We start from the raw sequence: 20,606 nt of genomic DNA, 5'->3' as shown, positions 1-20,606 counted from the left end.
GCCCGGCTGAGCGTCACCGTCAAGGCCGCCGACGACTCCGGCGTCGCCTCGGTCTCGCTCTACGCCCGCGCCCCCGGCAGCCCCCACCAGGGCCAGCTGTTGGGCAGCACCGCCGAGGCGAGCGGGGAGGGCCTCTACACCCTCAGCCTCTCCGCCACCACCCTGCCCGACAAGGCCAGCCTGGAGCTCTACGCCACCGCCACCGACGGCAGCGGGGAGGTGGGCGCCTCGGCCCCGGTGGCGGTGAGGACCGACCACCCCGGCGCCCCCGCCCTGAGCTACCTGGTGGCCTACACCTTTTATAGCTAATGCCCGTGCTAGTATTGGGCCAAAAATCCGATCTGGGCTCTGTAAACCCGAGAGATGCGATAAATGAGATCAATGGCTGCTGTACTGACCATAGCTGGTGGCATTTTTGTGATGGCTATCTTAGGGCGATTGAAGGCAACTGAGGAACCCCTCGCAGTAATAGGGACTCTTACTACGGGGCCTACCAAGGGCTCAACCGTGATCCAGCGGATTGATCAGTCGACACCGCTGCTCCAAATTCGCATTATTGATTATGCTGAACCTCCGGCACGGGGTAACTTTTCTGCGACGACATTTAGTGTTCTGGAGGTCAAAATGACCTCTGCCCAAAATTGGACAAGAATAGCCAGCAAGAGAAGTGAACTATTCAAAAGTAAGGAGAAGCAGATTCTGATATTTGGACCCTCCAAAGTAGGTATATTTGGCTTCAATGATTACATTGTTACTGTGGACGGTGGTAGATCATGGAAATCCTGGTATCCGGATTACGGCTGGAAATCACCTGAAGATCCCGTGTTGCAAGAGTATGGAATCGAGAAAAACGGACAAATATTCGCAGAATATTACAATTACAAGACGAGAAGGTACAAATTCATAAGCCGTGATTATGGCTTAACCTGGATATTACAAACTAAAAAATAACCCAAGTTGCCACCTACAAAACACCAGCCAGCCGCCTGAAGTTGTGGGCAAAGATGAAGCCCCAGACCTTGAGCACAAAGCCTTGCAGGGTAGTGGCATGTATGCGCTTGGGGAATAGTTCGGTCAGGGCAGAACCCACCGACTCGATGATCTTCCTGCCCAGGGTGGCGATGAACTGACCGGGTTGGTGGTAGCGCTTGGAGTTCCCCTTGCGAATGGGTCGCAGCCGGATGCCCTCGGCCATCGCAAGGTCGTCCTCCGCCAGGTAGTCGGTGTACCCCCGATCCACGTACAGCTCGCTTGCCTGCGGCAAGTCCAGCGGCATCAGGTACAACCCCTGCACATCCGCAACAGACCCAGGGGTGCACAGCACCTCGGTGATGAACTGGCTATCCGTGCAGACCAGATGAAGCTTGAGGCCGTGGAAGTAGACCCGCTGGCTGGGGATGTAGCCCCGGTAGGTCAAGGTCAGGCCGGGGGCTAAGCGGCAGCGGGGGGCGCGGATGTTTTCACAGACTGGGAGGGGGAAGGTATCCAGGACGTAGTGCTCCACCGAGGCCAGTTGCTCCCATAAGGTCTTGCACAAGGGCAGCAGCAGCGGTATGTAGTCAGACAGGCTGTGCAGGCGGCGGCAGAAGCGACTTCTGGAAGGAATAAAACTGAACAGGGCGTGTTCTTTGCAGTAGGCCAGGGCGTGTTTATGCTTGCCGGAGAAGAAGAGGGCGGCCAGTATCCAGATGGTGAGGACGACGCTGGCGGGGGTCTTGCTCTGGGGGTCGTCCTTGTGTCCGAGGGTCTTGAGCAGATCGTCTATAATGCAGAAGGCCACTAGAACAGTCCAGTTCATAGTGGCCTTAGTTTTTGCTCTCTGGCTCGGAATGTCTAAATGTCTAGGTGGCAACTTGGGTTATATATATTCCAGTACAGCCAGGGTTCAAATGGCCATGAGAGGCATTATGGAGTCAGCGCCCCCCATCGTAGGCTACATGCTGTTGCCCCGTAGGAGCCCCGATACCTATGATGGTGTCGATCGATCTCCGTTCGAGCCTGCCATTCTGCCGGAGGTCTTGGAGAACCCCGAGCCGGTAGAGGCAGGGGCTGAAGGTACTATCTGGGGCATGTATCCACCCGGCTGGAGGCGGGAAGCATACAGAATCTACGAGGAGAACGCCGTGGTTTCTCCACATAGAAGCCTTTACCTAGTCAGGGATATTGCTATCGCTAAAGACATTCTCTCAATTGTCAATAAGCACCTTGGCGCATATGAGATCGTGCATTGCCAGGTTGGGTTGATGGATGGCCAAAGTTGGTTAGCGCCGCCGCATAAGCACACGTTCCTCGGGTATGACATTGCCTACCCTGGCGGTGACTATTACTCGGCGGTAAAGAATGGGCTGTTCTATAATCCACCCGATTCACTGTCGGCTAAGTACTCCCACTTGTTGAATGCCAACGGACTATTCGTAAGCTATTCTTTACTGACGCCATATTTGGCGGATTTTCGTGAAGAGATTCCGTCCGAGAAATCCTCAGACTTTAGGGCATACCTACTTTCCGTAGTTGAAGACCCATAGAAGGAGCAAAGTACCGGATGACGTCGCTCAAGCACTCGTAAAGCCGATGCTCCTACTATTGCTTTGACGCTGGATCAGCATAAGGTTGCACATGCAGTGCAATTTGACTGACTTGAAGAAGTCATACCGAATAGCGAGAATCCTAGGGGGATCAGCGGGATAAGGCCTTTAGGAACATCATGTGGATGGCAAGATAAAATACAAAGTTCGTTACAAGTAGGAGGGCGATGCCATGCTCGTTAGAAGAACTGATATTCCCTTTTATCGGAAGAAGCTTGGGTTCCTATGGGGGGAGGTGTGCATTGTTCCGGTAAGGCCAGATTGGGTTGCTGTGGTAACAGAGACGATCGATTTAGTGCCTGAATGTGTTGATCGGCTAATCAGAAGGAGTGCTGAGCTGGGCGTCTCAAGTATCTTTTTCGAATCGCATTACGATTACGGCTTGACTGAATTGCGAGATCTGCCAGATAAACCCATTAATTTGCAGCCACAACTCCATGAGCCCAATCAAATGCTCGAATTTAAGATTGAGAGTTCACACGGCATGGATAAATCCGAAAAAGCTGTGATTTGGGAGATGTTCGCGTTATGTAATGGTCTTATAGTCACAGATACTGAGCAGCTTGCTATTTTGGTCACTCATGATGATGTTACGCTTATACTCGGTCAGCAAGAAATAGTTGAGGGTGTATGCGGGTTATCTATTGAGCGAGGTTTTTCATGGCTGGCCGAGTTCATGAAGTATATTGGTGACAACAAATTTTTGCCAAACCTATACGGAAACCTCCAGAAATATCCAAATGGATTTTCTGGGAACTCGGCTAATTTATGTGAAAGCATATCCCAAAAATAAGCCATATCAGGCTAGTAAGTCTTGCTCCGCACGGCGAAGGAAATCTACACATTTGGGTGTAGATCATAAAAATAAGTATGGAAGTAACCATGTTGATAGCTCGAGGTCCACCGAAATCCCAGACTGGACGTCGCCACTGCCGACGCCTTCTACGTGGGTGAGGGCCGGTGGCTGGTGCATAACACAGAGTCTGCCTGCTCAAGTCTGCTAAACCTCTACCTTCCTGGAATACAGCCATACGCTGGGGCGACATCAAGAGCGCTGCCTCAGGGTGTGTTTAACGGAGGCTATGGCGAGGCCACTGAACACTTCTGGGATGTAGTGAAAAAAATGGGTGTAGATCCCAAGAATGTAAAGACATTCGGAAGCCCCGATGGGCCGCAGGGTATGCAAATTCAACTGCCCGATGGAACTTTCCTTAGGGTTAGGAACCAGGGCAGCACTAAAGCTGACCCATTTAACGCTGTGCTCGAGCATTACCGGAAGGCGGGTCGCGATGAAGTTGCACTGTACAAAGTGAGGTATAAATGAATGCGGTTCCCTTGAGAAACAGGCTGAATATCCTGTACAACGGCGTGCTCCATTTGCCCGTATGGCCGCACGCTGTTCTCGTACCATTCCGAACGGACCTCAGGTTTCCCTGCATCGACCTTAACCGCTTCGCCCTTCTGTCAGTCCGGAGAGGGCTTGATCGAATCCTGGTTGAGAGCCATATCGACTACGAGGTGGAGCACGTAGGGGAGGCTCGCGTTGGGGGCTCCACGGCCGTCGCGAGGTGTGGGGATGATGTGCCTTCGGAGCCACCGTGGCTTCTCGAGGTTTTACTGACCGAGGAAAGCATCGGTTGCGCCAACGACCTGGCATACCGGCTGGTTCGGTACCACGGCCATTTGTTGGTTGCTACCGGGGACCTAAGTCTTGTGGCCGTGGTCACCCGTGACGACTTCGGTGTCTTACTGGGCGCAGCAGAGGACGCCGAATACGTCCTTGGCGAGTCAGTACATGAGGCCTTCTCTAAGTACCGGAAATTCGTCACGGAGGTTGGCGAGACCTTGCGGTCACCGGCAGCCTTATTAAGAGCAGCGGAGAAATACCCGCACGGGTACGAGCTCGGCGCCAGTGTTCGTATATTCGACGGCAGCTCTTCGATAGAGGACAACTGATTGCGATTAAGAGCCTCCCAGAGACTGTCTTAATATTTCCCCCCACGATACAATCGTGCATGGAAGCCAGCGCTTGTGGCGCAAGAGTGGTTTTCTCGAACGCGTTCACACCATTTTGCGGGAGAAGACCCGGCTGAAGATGGGCGGGAAGCCGAACCCAGCGCGGGGAGTGTGGATTGTCAGAGTGTGAAGAGCAGTGAAAAGGGGGGATACGCGGTTATGACGGTGCGAAAAAGGTGAAAGGCCGCAAGAGGCACCTGATGGTGGACCCCCAAGGACTGGTATTGAAGGTCAAGGTGTTGCCCGCCAACCTCACCGATGCCCAAGGGGGCAAGGTCGCATTATAAGCGGCCTGGGCCGTGTTCAAGCGCCTATCTCACGTGTTTATTGACGGCGGATGCGGATACAAACGCCAGTTTGAAGACTGGGTCAAAGGAACTCTGGGTTGGACGGTACAGGTCATGCAAAGACCCGATGCCAACTTTAGGGGTATCGGGTGGCCGGATGGCCTGCCCATGCCCCCCGATCTGATCGAGGAGCTTCGCCAAAAGACCCGAGACCATCGCTCTTTCGTAGTCATCCCCCGCCGCTGGGTAGTGGAGCGTACTTTCGCCTGGCTCAGCTTCAACCGCAGGCTCAACCGGGACTATGAGCTGCTGCCCAAAACCACGGAAACCTTGATCTATAGGGCAATGATCCGTCTTATGGTTAGAAGATCGGCTTCCTAGAGCCTTCTCAGACAGTCTCTCAGTGTATTGACCGATTACAAGCCCTGCAAAAAATGGGGATATGCGAGTAGATCTGATTTCCCTCATCAGGGCGGGCCAGTTCCTTACCTTCAACGAGGACAGCCAGCCTGCCGACACCACCGCTATACCAGGGGTCGAGAGGGTTGCCCACCCGAGTAAGGACGTGATGATCATCCGCCGCGGCAACGTTGAATTCAGCTTTGTTAAGGGCAAGCTGGGTGCGATCCAGCTCATACTTGACACCAGCATCGAGCCGGCTGTCGTATACGACGACTCGTTGCCCCTGCCGCTGGGGGAGGCGACCCTCAAAGACCTGTTACGGCGGGAGCAAGTGGCTTACACCGTCGATAACAAGGTGATCCCGCAGCAAGGTGCGTACAGGCTGGTTTTCCCCTCGGGGGTGACAGCCGTGGTCCATGGAGGGGTCGTGACACGAATCTACCGGAGTTTTACTTAGAGAAGCAAGTTGAGGTTTTTGTGGAAAAGCAGCCCCCAGAGATCTGCTCAAATTTTCAAATTTCGCGATGAAGCTGTACATGGGACGTGGATTCGACAACGCCATGTATGAGCAGATTATTCCTCAATTCGCCAAATACGCGATAAATGGAAGGACGAGAATGGAAAGACAAGATGGTAATCGCCAAAAACGGTCGCGTACGTGTTGGTTTCTATTGGTCCAGATCTCGAGGCCTTTGGGAACTTCAACGATAAGGCCGCCGACGACTCCGGCATCGCCTCGGTCTCGCTCTACGCCCGCGCCCCCCGCAGCCCCAACCAGGGCCAGATCCTGGGCAGTACCGCCGAGGCGAGCGGGGAGGGTCTCTACACTCTGAGCGTCTCCACCGCCGTCCTGCTCCACAAGGCCGCCCTTGCTGGCTATTATCGATGATTTCTGCAAGAAGTCCTATTTTCAGGCGCCGGGGCAGTCGGGGCAGCTCCCGTACAGGACGATCTCGTGCCGCTCGGCGCGGAAGCCGGGCGGGGCGAGCCAGGAGAGGTCGCCGGGGCAGGCCATGAGCTCGAAGACCTTGCCGCAGGAGGTGCAGTGGAAGTGGTGGTGGTGCTGCTTGCCGGCCATCTCGTAGCGGGCGGCCTCGCCGGGCAGGTCCACGACCACCACGCTGCCTTCCTCCACCAAGGCGTTGATGGTGCGGTAGACGGTGGCGATGCCCAGGCCCGGCACCTGCTGGCGGGCGTGCTCGAGGATCTCCCCGGGGGACAGCGGCCGGTCGGCTTCGCGCAGGGTGTCCCGTATGGCTTGCCGTTGCCGGGTGGAGCGCTCCATGGCCCCAGCATAGCAGAGCCGCGGCTTGACAAGAATGATAAATCATTATCAATATAAGGCGTTGCGGCGGACGCGGGAGGGACCCATGCGCATGATCCGACTCATTCTCATACTCACGGTGGCCGGGCTGGGCTTGGCCTCGGCCCAGGTCAAGGTGGCGGCCACGCTCGGCTTCATCGCCGACATGGTGCACAACGTGGGCGGCCAGCGGGTGCGGGTGGTGCAGGTGGTGCCCAACTCCGCCGACCCCCACAGCTTCGAGCCCAAGCCCTCGGTGATCCGGGAGGTCGCGAGCGCGAAGCTCTTCTTCGCCAACGGGCTGGGCCTCGAGCCCTTCCTGGAGAAGCTCGAGGCCCAACTCCCCAAGACCGCCCGCGTGGTCGAGCTGGCCGAGGGGATGCCGGGCCTGCTCGAGGGCGAGGAGCACGCCGGGGAGGAGGGGAAGGGGGAGGACCACGCCCACGGCGCCTACGACCCCCACCTCTGGCTCGACCCCACCTACGGCGTGCGCTACGTGGAGAAGATCCGCGACGCCCTGAGCCAGGCCGACCCGGCGGGCAAGGCCGCCTACGCCGCCAACGCCGCGCGCTACGCCGCCGAGATCCGCAAGGCCGACGCCGAGGTGCTGGCCTGCCTGAAGCCCATCCCCCTCGCCCGGCGCAAGCTGGTCTCGCAGCACGAGGCCCTGGGCTACTTCCTGCGCCGCTACCGGATCACCAGCGTGGGGTCCATCGCCGACTTCGCGGGGCAGGAGCGCGGCCCCCAGCGCTTCGCCAAGCTGGCCCAGGAGATGAAGAAGCAGGGCGTGAAGGTGGTCTTCGCCGAGCCCCAGTTCTCCCAGGCCGAAGCCCGCGCGCTGGCCGAGGCCACCGGGGCCAGGGTCAAGCTGATCTACTCCGACGCCTTCGACGCCACCGTCAACACTTACCTGAAGCTCATCCGCGCCAACGGCAAGGCAGTATGCGAAGCCTTCCGATGAAAAGCCTGTCCTGCCTGTTGGGCCTGTGGGTGGGGGCCTCGGTGGCGCTCGGCCAGGGGCTGCCCGTCGCGGCTACCACCGGCGTCATCGCGGACCTGGTGCGTGAGGTAGCGGGTGGGCGCGTCGCGCTCGCGGTGGTCGTGCCTATGGGGAGCGACCCGCACTCCTTCGAGCCGCGGCCCTCGAGCCTGCGGGGGGTGGCCCGGGCGCGGGTCCTCTTCGCCAACGGCCTCTACCTCGAGCCCTTCCTTCCCAAGCTGGAGGCGGCGCTGCCCAGGGGCAGCCGCACCGTGCTCCTGGCCGAGGGGCAGCCCGGTCTCATCTGCATCACCCCCGAGCAGCGTGCCCAGGAGGCGCGGCAGGGCCTGGACGTCCACCGCCACGGGCTGTGTGACCCGCACCTCTGGCTCGACCCCGGCTATGCCCTAGCCTACGCCCGCCGCATCCACGACACCCTGGCGGCCTTGGACACGGCCGGAGCCCCTGCCTACGCCGGGCGCCTGCGGGACTTCGCGCGGAGGCTCGAGGCCGTTGACCGGGCCGTTCAGGAGTGCCTGGCTGCCGTGCCCAGGGGGCGGCTACGCGTGGTCGTGCAGCACGACGCCTTCCAGTACGCCGCCCGGCACTACGGCTTCCAAGTGGTGGGCAGCCTGGCCGGCTTCGCCGGGCAGGACCGGGGGCTGCGCAACTACCTGGAGCTAGCCCGGCGCCTGGAGCAGGAACAGGTGCGGGTGATCATCAGCGAGCCGCAATTCGGCGAGGGGGAGGTCCGGGCCCTGGCTGAGGCGAGCGGGGCCCGGGTGGTGCGGCTGTACTCCGACGCCCTGACCCGCGAGGTGCCCACCTACCTCGACCTCCTGCGCCACAACGGGCGGGCCCTGTGCGAGGCGTTCCGATGAGCCACCCCCTCACCGTACAGTTCTGGCTCTGGGGCCAAGACGCCAAGCGCGGCGACCTCGAGGCTCGAGGCTTCCGCAAGACCCCTCACCCCCAGGGTAAGGGCTCCAGCATCTACCGGAAGGGCCCCCTAGGGCTACACGCCTCGGCGGCCTGGCTCGAGACCCCGCAGGGCATCGTGTTCTACGCCCGCCCGCGCGACGGCTTCTTCCTGCTGGACGCTCTCCCCGAGGCCCTCGAGCCGCCCCCCGACGCCCGGGCGCTCGGGTTCGACGCCGGGCTGAGGGCGCTGCTGCCGAAGGTGCTCGAGCACGAGGCCTGGATCCGCCAGCACCACGGCCCCCAGGACCGCCTCCGCCTGATGCGCCAGCTTCCTCCGGCCGCACGCAAGGGGTGGGCCGCGTGGGAGCGCTGGGTCGGCGGTGAGGCCGGCAGCGACGCCGCTTGACAACTGATAATCGATTATCAATAATTCCGGAGCCCGGACGACGGGCGTCAAGGAGGCGGCATGAAACGATGGTTATTCACGACGGTAGCGGCTCTGGCCTTGGTCGGCCTGGCCCAGCAGGCCCCCGGCGCACACCCCGGCCGCCTGGTGGTGGCCGACGCCAAGGACGGAAGCCTCAAGGTGCTCGACCTCGAGACCGCCCAGGTGGTCGGCACCTTTAGCACCCCCGGACCGGCCAACGTGTACCCCGTGACGGGCACCCCCTACGTCTTCGCCGTCCACCGCGAGGCCAACCGGGTTAGCGTGGTCTACAGCGGCCTCAGGCTGGAGGATCACGGCGACCACAAGGACCTGCTCCTGGAGAAGCCCTACGTTTTCGCCACCCTCAACACCGGGCCCAAGCCCACCCACTACTTCAACCACGGCCATCACGTCGCCATCTTCAACGACGGCGACGGCACCGTCGCCGTCTTCGACACGCGCAAGCTGGGTGTGGTGGCCGACTTCAGGGATTACGCCACCGGCGCCCCCGACCACGGTGCCCCCGTCGTGATGGGCGACGCGCTGCTCTCGGGTAGCCTCAACCGGGGCGTGGTCGAGGTCTACACCCTGGCCGGACGCAAGGTGCTCGAGTTCCCCGGCTGCCCCCGCCTACACGGTGAGGCGGTCGCGGGGAACACGGCGGCCTTCGGTTGTGACGACGGGGTGCTGCTGCTGGAGCGGCGGGGCAACGGCTTTGCCGCCCGCAAGCTGGCCGAGCCCGCCGGCAGCCCGGCCAACGCCCGGGTAGGCACCCTGGTGGCCCACGAGGCCCATCCCTTCTTCATCGGCAACTTCGGGCAGGGCCTGGCCCGACTGGACGCCCGCTTCACCCCCTACCCCCTGCCCGCCAACCCCGTGCGCTTCGCCTTCAGCGCCGACGGCCGCTACCTGGTGGTGCTCACCGCCGACGGCCACCTGCACGTCCTCGAGCCCGCCGACGGCAGGGTGCTGCGCAGCCTGGGGGTCGTGGGCCCGGTCGCGGCCGGCGGCGAAGGGGCGGTACGGCCCTCGCTGGCGGTGGGGACGGGGCACGCCTACGTAGCCGACCCCCAGAAGGGCGTGGTGCTCGAGGTCGAGCTCGCCAACCTGCAGGTCCGGCGCAGTTTCGAGGTGGGCGGCACCCCGGGCAGCCTGGCGCTCGTCCGGCTCGAGGGCGTGCGGCACTGAAAGCCTGATCCCGGTGCCGGGGGCTGTAGGGCGATAGGCTGACGCTAAAGCAACACGGGGGGCAACCAGCCCCCCACGATTACGGAGGAAGCGTGGAACGAGTAGACGTGCTGGTCGTGGGCGCGGGAGCCGCCGGGGTGGGCGTGGGCATCGCCCTGCAGAAGCTGGACCTGCGGGTGGGGCTGGTGGACCGCTACGGCGTGGGGGCTTCCTTCCGGCGCTGGCCCAAGGAGACGCGCTTCATCACCCCCTCCTTCACCTCCAACGCCTTCAACCTCCCCGACCTCAACGCCCTCACCCCCGACACCTCCCCGGCCTACAGCCTGGGCAAGGAGCACCTCTCGGGCGTGGACTACGCCCGCTACCTCGCCGCCCTGGTCAAGCACTACGAGCTCCCGGTGGCCCCCAAAACGAAGGTTCAGCAGGTCGAAGCCCTGGGTGAGGGCTTCCGGGTCCACACCAGCCAGGGCCCCGTCGAGGCCCGCTTCGTGGTCTGGGCGGTGGGGGAGTTCCAGTTCCCCAAGGCCCCGCTCGAGGGGGCCAGGAACGGTCTGCACTACGGCCAGGTGCGCTCGTGGGCCGAGCTCGAGGGCGAGGAGCGCTTAGTTGTCGGGGGCTACGAGTCGGGGATCGACGCGGCCTACAACCTGGCGATGGCCGGGAAGAAGGTGGTGGTGGCGGACCCTGCGGCCCCCTGGGAGTCGAGCACCGGGGAGCCCAGCGCCGACCTCTCGCCCTACACCCGCGAGCGCCTCGAGGCCGCCCTCCAGAGTGGCCGGGTCCGGCTGTCACGGATGAGGGTGGAGGGGATCCGCGCCGTGGACGGCCAATACGAGGTGCTCCACGAGGGCGGCAGCTTCCGGGTGGCCCACCCGCCCGTCCTCGCCACCGGCTTCGGCGGGGGGCTGGAGCCGGTGGCGGGCCTCTTCGCCTTCGACGGCCCCAGGCCCCTGCTCACCGAGCAGGACGAGTCCACGCTCACGCCGGGGCTCTTCCTGTGCGGGCCCAAGGTCAACCACCTCAACACCGCCTTCTGCTTCATCTACAAGTTCCGCGCCCGCTTCCCCGTGGTGGCGCAGGCCATCGCCCGGCGCATGGGGCTCGAGGAGGGGGCGCTCGAGGTCTACCGCAAGCGGGGCATGTGGGCCGACGACCTGGCCGCCTGCTGCACCAGCCGTTGCGCGTGTTAGGGGCTTCCCGCGGAAGTTGCTGATAGCCCATAGCCGATAGCCGAACACTGAACGCCCAAAACCGCGACCGAGCGTCGTATTTCCCACGGCGTAGGACGTACGACCCTGAAGAATGCTATGAACCGGCTCCCTCCGTCACTCCATTGGTTTCAAGGCCTGCTGCTGATCTGTGGGGCTTTTTTCGTCAGCGTGTACCAGACCGGGTGGGCGCTCGGCGAGATCGGGAGCTGGTCGCTGCTGGTCTGGGGGGCGGTGGTGCTGGTGGGGCTGTTGCAGGCCTGGCTGCTCTACCGCCTCGCCCGGGCCTTCCCCCACAAGGCCGGGGGGACCGCGACCTACGCGCTCGAGCTCTTCCAGGGCCGCGGCCGGGTGTTGGCCTTCCTCTCGGGCTGGGGGTACTGGGTCGCCTGGACCCCGGCCACCGTGCTCAACAGCTACCTGTGCGCCCGCCTGCTCATCACGGTCACGGGGGCCGCGCTCGAGCCCGTTCCCCTCACGCTGGGCATCCTGGCGCTGCTGTACGCGCTCAACTGGTTCGGGCTCTCGCGGGTGGTCGTCTCGTCCTACGTGCTCGCCCTGCTGGTCTTCGTCCCGCTGGGGGTGCTGGTCTGGCTGGCCTTCCAGAGCGTGACGCCCGAGAAGCTGGCCCTGACCCTCGACTTCGCGCAGTCCCCCGGCTGGCTGAGCCTGCTCAAGTGGTTCTTCGTGATCGCCTGGACCGGTTACGGCCTCGAGATGATCTCCTCGGTGGTGGCCGAGACCCGGGGGCACCGCGCGCGGCCCATGTTCGCCTGGGCCTCGCTGTGGAGCGTGCTGGCCTTCGTGGGCATCCCGTTCCTGCTGGCGCTGCTCACCGACTGGGACACGCTCTCGAGCGACCCCTTCGCCAGCCTGCGCCCGCTGTTCGTGCGCCACCTGGGCGAGGGCGGGGCCCTGGTCCTGTCCTTGTTCCTGGTGGCCGCCCTGCTCTACAGCGCCCTCGCCATCCTGGTCCCCAGCACCCGCACCGTCTACCAGATGAGCCGCGACGGGCTGCTGCCGCCCTACTTCGCCGCCGTCAACCGCCACGGCACGCCCCAGGGCTCGCTGGTGCTCGACCTCCTCCTCAACGCCGGCTTGCTGCTGGCCTTCCAGGACCGCCTCGTCGAGATCCTGGCCGTAGCCAACGTGGGCTACATGCTCGTCTTCGTGCTGCTGCCCGTGGCCTACGCGCTCCACGGGCGGCGGGCGGGGGGCCTCGAGCGCGCCCTCGTCGCCTTCTTGTTCGTGCTCAACGCCGCGGTCTTGCTGCTGGGCGGCGCCGCCTGGGGCCCCTTCGTCTTCGGGGCCGGCTGGCTACTGGTCCTGGCCGGGGTTCCGCTGTACTTCCTGTCCACGCGCTGGGCCGGCGCGGCGCGCTCGAGCGCCTAGGCACCGGCCCTCCTGCAATACCGGATTCAAAAAGCTAATCACCCAAACCAAAGACCCCCGGAGGCTATCTTTTTGGACCCTAGAGCCCACCCCTCCCTGACGGCCGGCGAAGCCAGCGTATCCCTTCCAAGGGGCGCTACCGCCCTCCGCCACGCGGATAACTTCGGTCGGCCGCCCCGCCTTGGCGGGGCGGCGTCACCGAATGGGGACGAACGGACCGAATCGGGTATAACCATCCGTCTGCACCACCGCCTGAGGAACCATGAAAAAACCCGTTCCAGTTTCCGTCCTGGTGGGCTTTCTGGGCGCCGGAAAGACCACCCTGCTCAACCACCTCCTCTCCTCCGACCACGGCCGCAAGGTCGCGGTGATCGTCAACGAGTTCGGCGCGCTCAACGTAGACGCGGGCTTAGTGCGCCACGCCACCGAGCACGCCGTCGAGCTCTCCAACGGCTGCATCTGCTGCACCCTGCGCGAGGACCTGCTGCACGAGCTGCGCGCGCTGTCGGAGGTGGAGGGCCTGGAGTACATCCTCGTCGAGTCCACCGGCATCGGGGAGCCTTTGCCCATCGCCCAGACCTTCCACATGGCCGACCTCCCCGAGCGGGTGCGCCTCGACGGCCTCATCACCGTCGTGGACGCCCAGAACTTCTGGGACACCTGGAACCGCGTGGGCCTGGCCGAGGACGCCGAGGGCCATGCGGTCGAAGAACCCCTCGCCCCCCTCCTGGCCGACCAGCTCGAGTTCACCAACGTCGTCGTGCTCAACAAGGCCGACACGGTGAGCCCGGAGGAGCTGGGCCGCCTCGAGGCCTTCGTCCGGGGCCTCAACCCCCAGGCCCGCGTCTACCCCAGCGTGTACGGCCGTCTCGACCCCGCCCTGCTCCTGGACACCGGCCTCTACGACTACGCCGAAGGCATGCGGGCCGAGGGCTGGGAGGAGGGGCCGAAGCCCTCCTCCGAGGCCGAGGAGTACGGCTTCGAGAGCTTCGTCTTCCGCTGCGCCGAGCCGCTGTGCTGGCCGAAGTTCGAGGCCGAGGTGCTCAACGCCTGGCCCGCACAAGCCCTCCGCTCCAAGGGCTTCGTGGCCTTCGCCGACCACCCGCCCGTCCTGATCCAGCACGCCGGGATGGGCCTGGTGTACGAGGTGCTCGAGGAGGTCCCAAGCTCCCAGGAGGGTGCGGGGGAGGGGCTCGAGACCGAGATCGTCTTCATCGGCCAGCACCTGCTGCGGCACCGCTCGAGCATCGAGGCGCGGCTGCTGGCCTGCCGGGCTTAGCGTCGCTTTAAACCCGCGGCTTTTTAACGGAGCCCTCAAGCTGCGGTATAAGCTAGCCTGGTGATCCGTGTTCTGGCCCTGCTTCTGCTCTTCGTCCTGCCGGTCCTGGCCCAGCCCGGCCCCGCCCCACAGCCGGGTGAGGTGAGCGAGTCGAGCTACCTCGAGGGGCGCATCGAGGCGCTGGCCGGGGGCAAGGCCGTGGTGCGCCTGCGCGACGGGAGCGTGGTGAGCGCCGACCTGCCCATCGAGGAGATCGGGCCGGGGGCGAGCGCGGCCAGGTTCCCCCGCTGGGTGCGGGTCGGGACGGACGTGGTGCTCTACCGCACCACCGTGACCACCGCGGGCGGCCAGCCGCAGACTTACGTCACCGTCACCGAGCCGCTGCGCATCCCCTACCTGCTCATCCTGCTGGGCGTTTTCTGTGCCTGCGCCCTGGTCTTCGGCCGGGGCCGGGGCCTGCGGGGGCTGCTGGGCACCGCCGTGAGCCTGCTGGCCCTGGTCTTCTACGTCGTCCCGCAGATCAACGCGGGCGTCAACCCGTTGCTCGTGACCTTCGTCGGCGCCTTCGGCATCCTGGTGTTCTCCATCTACCTCGTCCACGGCGTCAACCGCAAGACCACCGCGGCCCTCATCGGCACCTCCTTGGCGACGCTGCTGGCCCTGGTGCTGGCCGGCGTGTTCACGCGGCTGCTGGGCTTCACCGGGCTGGTCTCCGAGGAGGCCTTCTACGCCTACCGCAGCATCCAGGGCCTCGACCTGGTCTCGCTCTACCTGGCGAGCGTGGTCATCGGGGCCCTGGGCGCGATGAACGACGTGACCGTGACCCAGGCGGCGGTGGTGCAGGCTTTGCTCCAGGCCAACCCGCGCTACGGGGTGCTCGAGCTCTACCGCCGGGCCATGACGGTGGGCTTCGACCACATCGGCTCGCTGGTCAACACGCTGGTGCTGGCCTACAGCGCCGGGCTGCTCCCCGCGATGCTGCTCATCCAGCAGAGCGGCACCCCCGTGCGCTACCTGCTCAACCTCGAGGTCTTCGCCGCCGAGATCGTGAGCATGCTCGTGGGCTCGACCGGCCTCATCCTGGCCGTGCCCCTCACCACCCTGATCGCGGCCTACCTGCTGCGCGGCAGGGGGGCCTACGCCCACGTCGAGCGCCGCTGGCCCAGCCCCGGCGAGCGCAGGCTGGGCGGCCGGGACACGTCGTGGGCGCTGCCGAAGGAGGAGCGGGAGGAGGAGTGAGGGGTATGGGGCTGGTGTCCGAGAGGCGCTCGGCGCTTAGCGCCGAACGTCGATAGCCGAACGCCGGCGGATGCCTCCTCCCCGCTGGCGGGGAGGGGTGTCTCTCGCTACATGCCACAGGCTACGGGCCACTAGCTCCCCGATATCCGCTTACTTAGCGTTAAACTGTCGAGGTGCACGTTTTCTGCCTGAAAGGCGACTTCGAAACCCTCGACGCGTACACGCCGCTGCTCTTCGATCTGGGGGCCCGGGGCCTCGAGGAGAAGCCCGGCGAGGTCTGGGCCTATTTCCCCGACCGCCTCGAGCTGCCCCTCCCCGGGGAGTGGCTCGAGCTGCCCGACACCGACTGGCTCGAGGCCTGGCGGCGCGACCTGAAGCCCGTGAAGGCCGGGCCCTTCGTGGTGCTGGCCCCCTGGCACGCGTGGGCGGGGGACGAGCAGCGCATCGTGCTCGAGCCCGGCATGGCCTTCGGCACCGGCCACCACGAGACCACCCGCATGGCCCTGGAGGCGCTGGCCGAGCGCGTGCGGCCGGGGATGCGGGTGCTGGATCTGGGCACCGGGTCGGGCATCCTGGCCATCGCGGCGGCCAAGCTCGGCGCCGAGGCCGAGGGGGTGGACATCGACGCCGCGGTGATCCCGCACGCCCTCGAGAACGCCCGCATCAACGGCGTGAGCCCCCGCCTGGCCGAGGGCACGCTCGAGAGCGTCGCCGGGCCTTACGCCCTCGTGGTCGCCAACCTCTACGCCGAGCTGCACGCCTGGCTCGCCCCCGGCTACGCCGAGGCGCTCGAGCCCGGCGGGACGCTCCTCCTCACCGGCATCCTCGCCGAGCGCGAGCCCGTGGTGCGGAAGGCCCTCGAGGCCGCGGGCTTCGCGCCCCGACAGCGCCGCCAGGAGGGCGAATGGGTGCTGCTGGCCTACGCGAGGTGAACCGTATGTCATCCAACCTCCCTCCGGCCTCGAGCGCTCGGCGTCGTTCGTTCAGCCTGTAGCCATGCGCCCCCACCGTGCCCTAGTCCCCCGCCTGAGCCCCGAGATCGAGCTGCGGGGCCGCGAAGCCCACCACCTGCTCGAGGTCCTGCGCGCCCGCGCCGGCGACCTCGTGACGGTCTTCGACGGGAAGGGCCTGGAAGGCCGCGCCGTGGTCGAGTCGGCGGAGGCGGGCATCCTGCGGCTGCGGCTCGAGCAGACCTGGGAGGCCGGCCGCGAGGTGGGGGTTCCGGTCGAGCTCTACGTGGCCTTGCTCAAGGGCGACGCCCTGGCCGACGTGGTGCGGGCGGCCACCGAGCTCGGCGTGACCCGCGTCGTGCCCATCGTCACCGTCCACTGTGTCGCCAAGGAGATCGGCGCCAACAAGCTCGAGCGCCTGCGCCGCGTGGCCGTGGAGGCCGCCAAGCAGTCGGGCCGCACGGTGGTGCCGGCGGTGGCCGACCCCATCCCCCTCAAGCAGGTCCCCGAGGTCGAGCAGGGCTTCGTGGCCCACGTCGGCGCCGAGCTGCGGGTGCGGGACGTGCTCGAGACCGACAAGCCCCTAAGCCTCGCCACGGGCCCCGAAGGCGGCTTCAGCCCCCAGGAAGTCGAGTTCCTCACCGGCCGCGGCTTCCGACCCGTCACCCTCGGCCGCCGCATCCTCCGGGCCGAGACCGCCCCGCTGGCCTTGCTCGCGCTGGTGACGGCGGGGGAGGGGTTGTGAGGGAGCACCGGGCGGGTGCTGGACGCGGATAGCTGATAGCCCATAGCCAAACGCAAAACGCAAAACGCTAAACGCGGGTCGTGCGTCGTGCGTCGTACGCAAGACGCAAGACGCTAAACGCAAAACACAAGACGCATGTCCTACGTCTTACGTCGTACGCCGTATGCGAAACGCGAGACGCAAAACGCCAAACGCCTTGTTCCCCCCCTTGGCAAGGGGGGTTGGGGGGGATACACCCTCCCCGCGCGCGGGAAGGGGTAAACCACGAGCCACAGGCCTTCTACTGACGGCTGAGGGTTGACGGTTGACCGCTTCCCATTTCACCTCATGCCCCTCCTAACTTCACCCCCTAAACTCAGAGCCATGCACGGCTGGCTGCTGCTGTTGGTGTTCTTCCTGAGCGGCTGCACCTATACCTTCTTGCCCCTCGAGCCTGAGCGCGTGCCTTTTCCGGCGCGGCCCAGCCTCACCGGGACGCTCACCGAGCGGGAGAAGACGGTGATCGCGCAGCTCGAGGTGCGGCGGATGCCCAAGCCCGGGTACATCGAGGTCAGGTGGTACCTCGAGGAGACCGTCCTGGCCGAGCGGTCGCTGTGGGCGGAGGGCCCCCGCAGGTTCCGGTTCGAGCTGCCGCGCCCCCAGGAGGGTTACTACCGCCTGATCGTGCTGCTGGAGAACGCCCCGCTCCTACAGCTCGACCTCGGCACGCCCAGCCTGCCTAGCCCACCCCCACCGCCAGAAGAACCAGCGGGATCGTGAGGAAGGCCAGCACGCTCGAGAGCACCACGCTGCGGGCGGCCCTCGGCGCGTCGCCGCCGAACTCGGCCACCACCATGAAGGCGTTGACCGCGATGGGCATGGCGCTCTGCAGGGCGAGCACCTGGATGTCGAGGCGCTCGAGGCCCAGCAGGTGCCCCGCCCCCACCGCCAGCGCGGGGGCCGCCAGCAGCCGCAGGCTTGAGGCCAGCAGCTCGAACCCCCCGACCTGGACGGGGTTCTTGGCGATCTGTATGCCCAGCGTCAGCAGCATCAGCGGGATGCAGGCCTGGCCCACCAGGTGGATCCCGGCCTCGAGGTTGAAGGGGAACTCGACCCCCAGCGCCTTGAAGGCCAGGCCCCCAGCCAACGCCCAGAACATCGGCAGCTTGAGCGTGAACGCCAGGCTCTGCACGGGGTTCCCCCCGCGCAAAAAGGCCGGGATGACGCCGAACATCAGCACGCTGCTGGCGATGAAGTAGACCACGGCCCGCTCCAAGCCCTCCTGCCCCAGCGCGAAAAGCGCCATCGACAGCCCCATGTTGCCCGAGTTGGGGGAGAGCGCGGTGGTCACCAGCGTCTTGGCGGTGGGCCCGGGGAGCCGGGTGGCCCGCGCGATCAGCCAGCTCAGCAGGGCCAGGGCGGCGTAGGCCAGCGCGAAGCCCAGCGTGAGGCCCACCACGCTGCCGCTGCCCAAGCGCGCGTTGTACATGGCGTCGAAGATCAGCGCCGGGACCAGCAGGTGCAGGATGATGCGCGAGAGGGTAGGGCCGTCGAGTTCGAAGCGCCGCCCGATCACGTAACCCAGCACCACGATCAGGGCGACGGGGAGGACGGTGTTCAGCAGGGCGCTCATAGACGCGAAAGGGGCGCACCGACGTGCGCCCCTACGATACCGTATCCCTCAGCCCTCGATCACCATCGGGATGATCACCGGGTCGCGGCCGGTGGCCTTGCGCAGGAACTTCTTGGCGGGGTAGTAGATGTCGTCGCGGATGACCTCGAGCGGCTTCTTCTCGCGCACGCCCTGGTAGATCGCGTCGAAGGCGATCTTGCGCACCTCGCCCAAGAGCTTCTCCCCGGCCTTAACGAAGCCCTTCGACACCACCTCCACGTGGGGCTCGCGGTGGTTGACCAGCGCCGTGATCACCACCACGCCCTCGGCGGCCATGTGGTTGCGGTCGGCCAGGATCTCGTCGGTGATGTCGCCCACGCCCAGCCCGTCAACGTAGAGCGCCCCGCTGGGCACCTTGCCGCTGATCTCGAAGGTCTCGGGGGTGAGCTTGACCACGTCGCCGTTCTCGGCGATGAGGACCTTCTCCGGGGGCTGGCCCATGGCCTCGGCGAGCCACTTGAAGTTGGTCTGCTGGCGCACCTCGCCGTGCCAGGGCAGGAAGAACTTCGGCTGCACGAGGTTGAGGATGATCTTGAGCTCCTCCTGCGAGCCGTGGCCCGAGGCGTGCACGCGGTAGGTGGGGGGGAAGTAGACCTGCGCCCCCAGCGCGTAGAGCCGGTTGATCACGGTGTTCACCGCCTCCTCGTTGCCGGGGATGGGGCTGGAGGAGAGGATCACGGTGTCGCCGGGCTTGATCGCCATCTTCTGGTGCGAGCCCGCCGCCAGCCGCGCCAGCACGGCCTCGGGCTGGCCTTGCGAGCCGGTGGTGACGACCAGGATCTGCGAGTCGTCGAGGTGGCTGATCTCCTCGAGGCTGTACAGCCGGTCGCGCACGCTCAGGTAGCCCAAATCCAGGGCGATGCGGGCGAACTTGACCATGCTGCGCCCCTCCACCGCCACCTTGCGCCCGTAGTGCTCGGCGGCCTTGATCACGCTCTGGATGCGGTGGATGTGCGAGGCGAAGGTGGTCACGAAGACCCGGCCCTTGGCCTTGCCGATGATCGCGTCGAGGCCCTTGGCCACGTCGGCCTCGCTGGGGGTGAAGCCGGGACGCTCGGCGTTGGTGGAGTCGGCGATGAGCAGCAGCACGCCCTCGGCCCCCGCCTGCGCGAGCTTGGCGAGGTGGCTGGGCTTGCCGTCTACGGGCGTGGGGTCGAGCTTGAAGTCGCCGGTGTGCACCACCTTGCCCACCGGGGTGTGGATGACCATGCCCGAGTTGTCGGGGATGGAGTGGGTCATGCGGAAGAGGTCAACGGTGAAGTAGCGCCCGACCTGGATGCGGTCGTCGGTGGAGACCTCGCGGAAGTTGAAGTCGCCGGGTCGGAGGCCGAACTCCTCGATCTTGCCCTTCACCAGCCCCAGCGTGAGGCGCGCGCCGTAGACGGGCACCTTGGGCAACTGCGAGAAGAGGTAGGGCAGCGCGCCGATGTGGTCCTCGTGGCCGTGGGTCAGCACCCAGCCCTTGATCTTGTCGGCGTTCTGGATGAGGTAGTCGATGCGCGGGATCAGCAGGTCCACGCCCAGCATGTGCTCATCCGGGAAGGCCAGGCCGCCGTCGATGACCAGGATCTCGTCCTGGAAGCGGAAGGCGAACATGTTCTTCCCGATCTCGCCCATGCCGCCCAGGGGGATGATCTCGAGGTGCCCCCCCGCCGGGGCGAGCAGCACCGGGCTGCTGGGCTTCGGACGGGGGCGTCGCCTGCGCGGGCGGCCAGGGGTCTGCGAAGTCGTCGTCTTGTTGTGATCCATGAAAAACTCCATTGATGCGCGTGGCAGGCATCGCTTCCGCCCGTCACGTCATTGCTCAACGCTAAATGTGCCTCATGACCGAGGCTCCCAAGCAGAGATTAGCAGATTCGAAGGCGATGTGAAATAGCGGGGGTTACGCTTCGGGGTCCGGGTCGTACGTCCTACGTCGTACGCAATGCGCAAGACGCCAAACGCCAGACGCGAGACACAAGACGCGAGACGCTTTGTTCCCCCCCTTGGCAAGGGGGGCTGGGGGGATAAACCCTTCCCGAAGACGGGGAGGGA

At 65.0% G+C, this 20,606-nt stretch carries 22 protein-coding genes and 1 pseudogene; 19 read left to right on the top strand and 4 right to left on the bottom strand.

Features of this window, described 5'->3' with window-relative positions; translation table 11 throughout:
- Together Mterra_RS22235 and Mterra_RS21835 are read left to right on the top strand one after the other, a co-directional pair.
- A partial coding sequence (locus tag Mterra_RS22235; RefSeq protein WP_218022905.1) for a hypothetical protein occupies positions 1-309 on the top strand: 309 nt, incomplete at its 5' end.
- A gap of 72 nt (positions 310-381) precedes the next feature.
- Entirely contained in the window at positions 382-951 is a 570-nt protein-coding gene (locus tag Mterra_RS21835) for a hypothetical protein (protein ID WP_147372601.1), read from the top strand.
- A 13-nt stretch (positions 952-964) separates the two neighbouring features.
- On the opposite strand, the gene Mterra_RS08005 is transcribed toward Mterra_RS21835, so the two are convergent.
- Complete coding sequence (locus Mterra_RS08005) at positions 965-1,798, bottom strand: IS982 family transposase (protein WP_119314718.1); 834 nt, start codon at positions 1,796-1,798, stop codon at positions 965-967.
- A 109-nt stretch (positions 1,799-1,907) separates the two neighbouring features.
- Between Mterra_RS08005 and Mterra_RS21830 the strand changes: the two genes are divergently transcribed.
- The 6 genes and pseudogenes from Mterra_RS21830 (at position 1,908) to Mterra_RS07980 (ending at position 6,179) form a co-directional block, all read left to right on the top strand.
- Complete coding sequence (locus tag Mterra_RS21830; protein ID WP_147372600.1) at positions 1,908-2,525, top strand: hypothetical protein; 618 nt, start codon at positions 1,908-1,910, stop codon at positions 2,523-2,525.
- Positions 2,526-2,757: 232 nt separating this feature from the next.
- Positions 2,758-3,378, top strand: a complete 621-nt coding sequence (locus tag Mterra_RS21825; RefSeq protein ID WP_147372599.1) for a hypothetical protein — start codon at positions 2,758-2,760, stop codon at positions 3,376-3,378.
- Between the two features lie 527 nt (positions 3,379-3,905).
- Complete coding sequence (locus tag Mterra_RS08000; protein ID WP_147372598.1) at positions 3,906-4,541, top strand: hypothetical protein; 636 nt, start codon at positions 3,906-3,908, stop codon at positions 4,539-4,541.
- 209 nt (positions 4,542-4,750) lie between these two features.
- Positions 4,751-5,269 (top strand): annotated as a pseudogene (locus tag Mterra_RS23575) (transposase).
- Between the two features lie 61 nt (positions 5,270-5,330).
- Positions 5,331-5,747 (top strand): hypothetical protein, encoded by a 417-nt coding sequence (locus Mterra_RS07985; protein ID WP_119314715.1) that lies wholly within the window; start codon positions 5,331-5,333, stop codon positions 5,745-5,747.
- Between the two features lie 201 nt (positions 5,748-5,948).
- Positions 5,949-6,179, top strand: a complete 231-nt coding sequence (locus Mterra_RS07980) for a hypothetical protein (RefSeq protein ID WP_119314714.1) — start codon at positions 5,949-5,951, stop codon at positions 6,177-6,179.
- Between the two features lie 21 nt (positions 6,180-6,200).
- Here the strand turns inward: Mterra_RS07980 and Mterra_RS07975 are convergent, their stop codons facing one another.
- Complete coding sequence (locus Mterra_RS07975) at positions 6,201-6,575, bottom strand: Fur family transcriptional regulator (RefSeq protein WP_119314713.1); 375 nt, start codon at positions 6,573-6,575, stop codon at positions 6,201-6,203.
- 91 nt (positions 6,576-6,666) lie between these two features.
- On the opposite strand from Mterra_RS07975, the gene Mterra_RS07970 reads away from it, so the two are divergent.
- The 11 genes from Mterra_RS07970 to Mterra_RS07920 all read left to right on the top strand — a co-directional run bounded on the left by Mterra_RS07970 (position 6,667) and on the right by Mterra_RS07920 (position 17,680).
- Complete coding sequence (locus Mterra_RS07970; RefSeq protein WP_170159597.1) at positions 6,667-7,554, top strand: metal ABC transporter substrate-binding protein; 888 nt, start codon at positions 6,667-6,669, stop codon at positions 7,552-7,554.
- Positions 7,551-8,453 (top strand): metal ABC transporter substrate-binding protein, encoded by a 903-nt coding sequence (locus Mterra_RS07965; RefSeq protein WP_119314711.1) that lies wholly within the window; start codon positions 7,551-7,553, stop codon positions 8,451-8,453. The genes Mterra_RS07970 and Mterra_RS07965 overlap by 4 nt, the downstream gene beginning before the upstream one ends.
- Positions 8,450-8,899, top strand: coding sequence for a hypothetical protein (locus Mterra_RS07960; protein WP_119314710.1), 450 nt, complete (start codon positions 8,450-8,452; stop codon positions 8,897-8,899). Before Mterra_RS07965 ends, Mterra_RS07960 begins: the two co-directional genes overlap by 4 nt.
- A gap of 60 nt (positions 8,900-8,959) precedes the next feature.
- A complete protein-coding gene (locus Mterra_RS07955; RefSeq protein ID WP_147372597.1) occupies positions 8,960-10,108 on the top strand; it encodes a hypothetical protein in 1,149 nt (382 codons plus the stop codon).
- Between the two features lie 92 nt (positions 10,109-10,200).
- On the top strand, positions 10,201-11,298 hold the full coding sequence (locus Mterra_RS07950) for an NAD(P)/FAD-dependent oxidoreductase (protein ID WP_119314708.1): 1,098 nt from the start codon (positions 10,201-10,203) through the stop codon (positions 11,296-11,298).
- 117 nt (positions 11,299-11,415) lie between these two features.
- Positions 11,416-12,708: an APC family permease gene (locus tag Mterra_RS07945; RefSeq protein WP_119314707.1), complete on the top strand. Its 1,293-nt coding sequence runs from the start codon at positions 11,416-11,418 to the stop codon at positions 12,706-12,708.
- Between the two features lie 262 nt (positions 12,709-12,970).
- Positions 12,971-13,987, top strand: a complete 1,017-nt coding sequence (locus tag Mterra_RS07940) for a CobW family GTP-binding protein (protein WP_119314706.1) — start codon at positions 12,971-12,973, stop codon at positions 13,985-13,987.
- Positions 13,988-14,050: 63 nt separating this feature from the next.
- The gene (locus Mterra_RS07935) at positions 14,051-15,226 is read left to right on the top strand and encodes a YibE/F family protein (protein ID WP_119314719.1); all 1,176 of its coding nucleotides are present in this window, start codon (positions 14,051-14,053) and stop codon (positions 15,224-15,226) included.
- A gap of 173 nt (positions 15,227-15,399) precedes the next feature.
- Positions 15,400-16,158, top strand: coding sequence for a 50S ribosomal protein L11 methyltransferase (locus tag Mterra_RS07930; protein ID WP_119314705.1), 759 nt, complete (start codon positions 15,400-15,402; stop codon positions 16,156-16,158).
- 64 nt (positions 16,159-16,222) lie between these two features.
- The gene (locus tag Mterra_RS07925; protein WP_119314704.1) at positions 16,223-16,921 is read left to right on the top strand and encodes a 16S rRNA (uracil(1498)-N(3))-methyltransferase; all 699 of its coding nucleotides are present in this window, start codon (positions 16,223-16,225) and stop codon (positions 16,919-16,921) included.
- Positions 16,922-17,284: 363 nt separating this feature from the next.
- On the top strand, positions 17,285-17,680 hold the full coding sequence (locus Mterra_RS07920; RefSeq protein ID WP_119314703.1) for a hypothetical protein: 396 nt from the start codon (positions 17,285-17,287) through the stop codon (positions 17,678-17,680).
- Here the strand turns inward: Mterra_RS07920 and Mterra_RS07915 are convergent.
- Together Mterra_RS07915 and Mterra_RS07910 are read right to left on the bottom strand one after the other, a co-directional pair.
- Positions 17,640-18,533 (bottom strand): AEC family transporter, encoded by an 894-nt coding sequence (locus tag Mterra_RS07915; RefSeq protein ID WP_119314702.1) that lies wholly within the window; start codon positions 18,531-18,533, stop codon positions 17,640-17,642. The two genes, Mterra_RS07920 and Mterra_RS07915, sit on opposite strands and share 41 nt — an antisense overlap.
- A 48-nt stretch (positions 18,534-18,581) precedes the next feature.
- Positions 18,582-20,321, bottom strand: coding sequence for a ribonuclease J (locus Mterra_RS07910; RefSeq protein ID WP_245971567.1), 1,740 nt, complete (start codon positions 20,319-20,321; stop codon positions 18,582-18,584).
- Positions 20,322-20,606 lie beyond the last annotated feature (285 nt).

Origin of the sequence: Calidithermus terrae (assembly GCF_003574345.1) — a bacterium.
GTDB classification, from domain to species: domain Bacteria; phylum Deinococcota; class Deinococci; order Deinococcales; family Thermaceae; genus Calidithermus; species Calidithermus chliarophilus.
The sequence above is the reverse complement of the archived record's forward strand: the minus strand, read 5'-3'. Positions and strand labels throughout refer to the sequence as shown.

What these genes read in the sequence shown, in the direction of transcription:
- Mterra_RS21825 (WP_147372599.1), top strand. Translation starts at nt 2,758, where the DNA reads ATGCTCGTTAGAAGAACTGATATTCCCTTTTATCGGAAGAAGCTTGGG.
- Mterra_RS07910 (WP_245971567.1), bottom strand. Translation starts at nt 20,321, where the DNA reads ATGGATCACAACAAGACGACGACTTCGCAGACCCCTGGCCGCCCGCGC.
- Mterra_RS07920 (WP_119314703.1), top strand. Translation starts at nt 17,285, where the DNA reads ATGCACGGCTGGCTGCTGCTGTTGGTGTTCTTCCTGAGCGGCTGCACC.
- Mterra_RS07960 (WP_119314710.1), top strand. Translation starts at nt 8,450, where the DNA reads ATGAGCCACCCCCTCACCGTACAGTTCTGGCTCTGGGGCCAAGACGCC.
- Mterra_RS07945 (WP_119314707.1), top strand. Translation starts at nt 11,416, where the DNA reads ATGAACCGGCTCCCTCCGTCACTCCATTGGTTTCAAGGCCTGCTGCTG.
- Mterra_RS07965 (WP_119314711.1), top strand. Translation starts at nt 7,551, where the DNA reads ATGAAAAGCCTGTCCTGCCTGTTGGGCCTGTGGGTGGGGGCCTCGGTG.
- Mterra_RS07985 (WP_119314715.1), top strand. Translation starts at nt 5,331, where the DNA reads ATGCGAGTAGATCTGATTTCCCTCATCAGGGCGGGCCAGTTCCTTACC.
- Mterra_RS07940 (WP_119314706.1), top strand. Translation starts at nt 12,971, where the DNA reads ATGAAAAAACCCGTTCCAGTTTCCGTCCTGGTGGGCTTTCTGGGCGCC.
- Mterra_RS07925 (WP_119314704.1), top strand. Translation starts at nt 16,223, where the DNA reads ATGCGCCCCCACCGTGCCCTAGTCCCCCGCCTGAGCCCCGAGATCGAG.
- Mterra_RS08000 (WP_147372598.1), top strand. Translation starts at nt 3,906, where the DNA reads ATGAATGCGGTTCCCTTGAGAAACAGGCTGAATATCCTGTACAACGGC.
- Mterra_RS07915 (WP_119314702.1), bottom strand. Translation starts at nt 18,533, where the DNA reads ATGAGCGCCCTGCTGAACACCGTCCTCCCCGTCGCCCTGATCGTGGTG.
- Mterra_RS21835 (WP_147372601.1), top strand. Translation starts at nt 382, where the DNA reads ATGGCTGCTGTACTGACCATAGCTGGTGGCATTTTTGTGATGGCTATC.
- Mterra_RS07975 (WP_119314713.1), bottom strand. Translation starts at nt 6,575, where the DNA reads ATGGAGCGCTCCACCCGGCAACGGCAAGCCATACGGGACACCCTGCGC.
- Mterra_RS07970 (WP_170159597.1), top strand. Translation starts at nt 6,667, where the DNA reads ATGATCCGACTCATTCTCATACTCACGGTGGCCGGGCTGGGCTTGGCC.
- Mterra_RS07955 (WP_147372597.1), top strand. Translation starts at nt 8,960, where the DNA reads ATGAAACGATGGTTATTCACGACGGTAGCGGCTCTGGCCTTGGTCGGC.
- Mterra_RS08005 (WP_119314718.1), bottom strand. Translation starts at nt 1,798, where the DNA reads ATGAACTGGACTGTTCTAGTGGCCTTCTGCATTATAGACGATCTGCTC.
- Mterra_RS21830 (WP_147372600.1), top strand. Translation starts at nt 1,908, where the DNA reads ATGGAGTCAGCGCCCCCCATCGTAGGCTACATGCTGTTGCCCCGTAGG.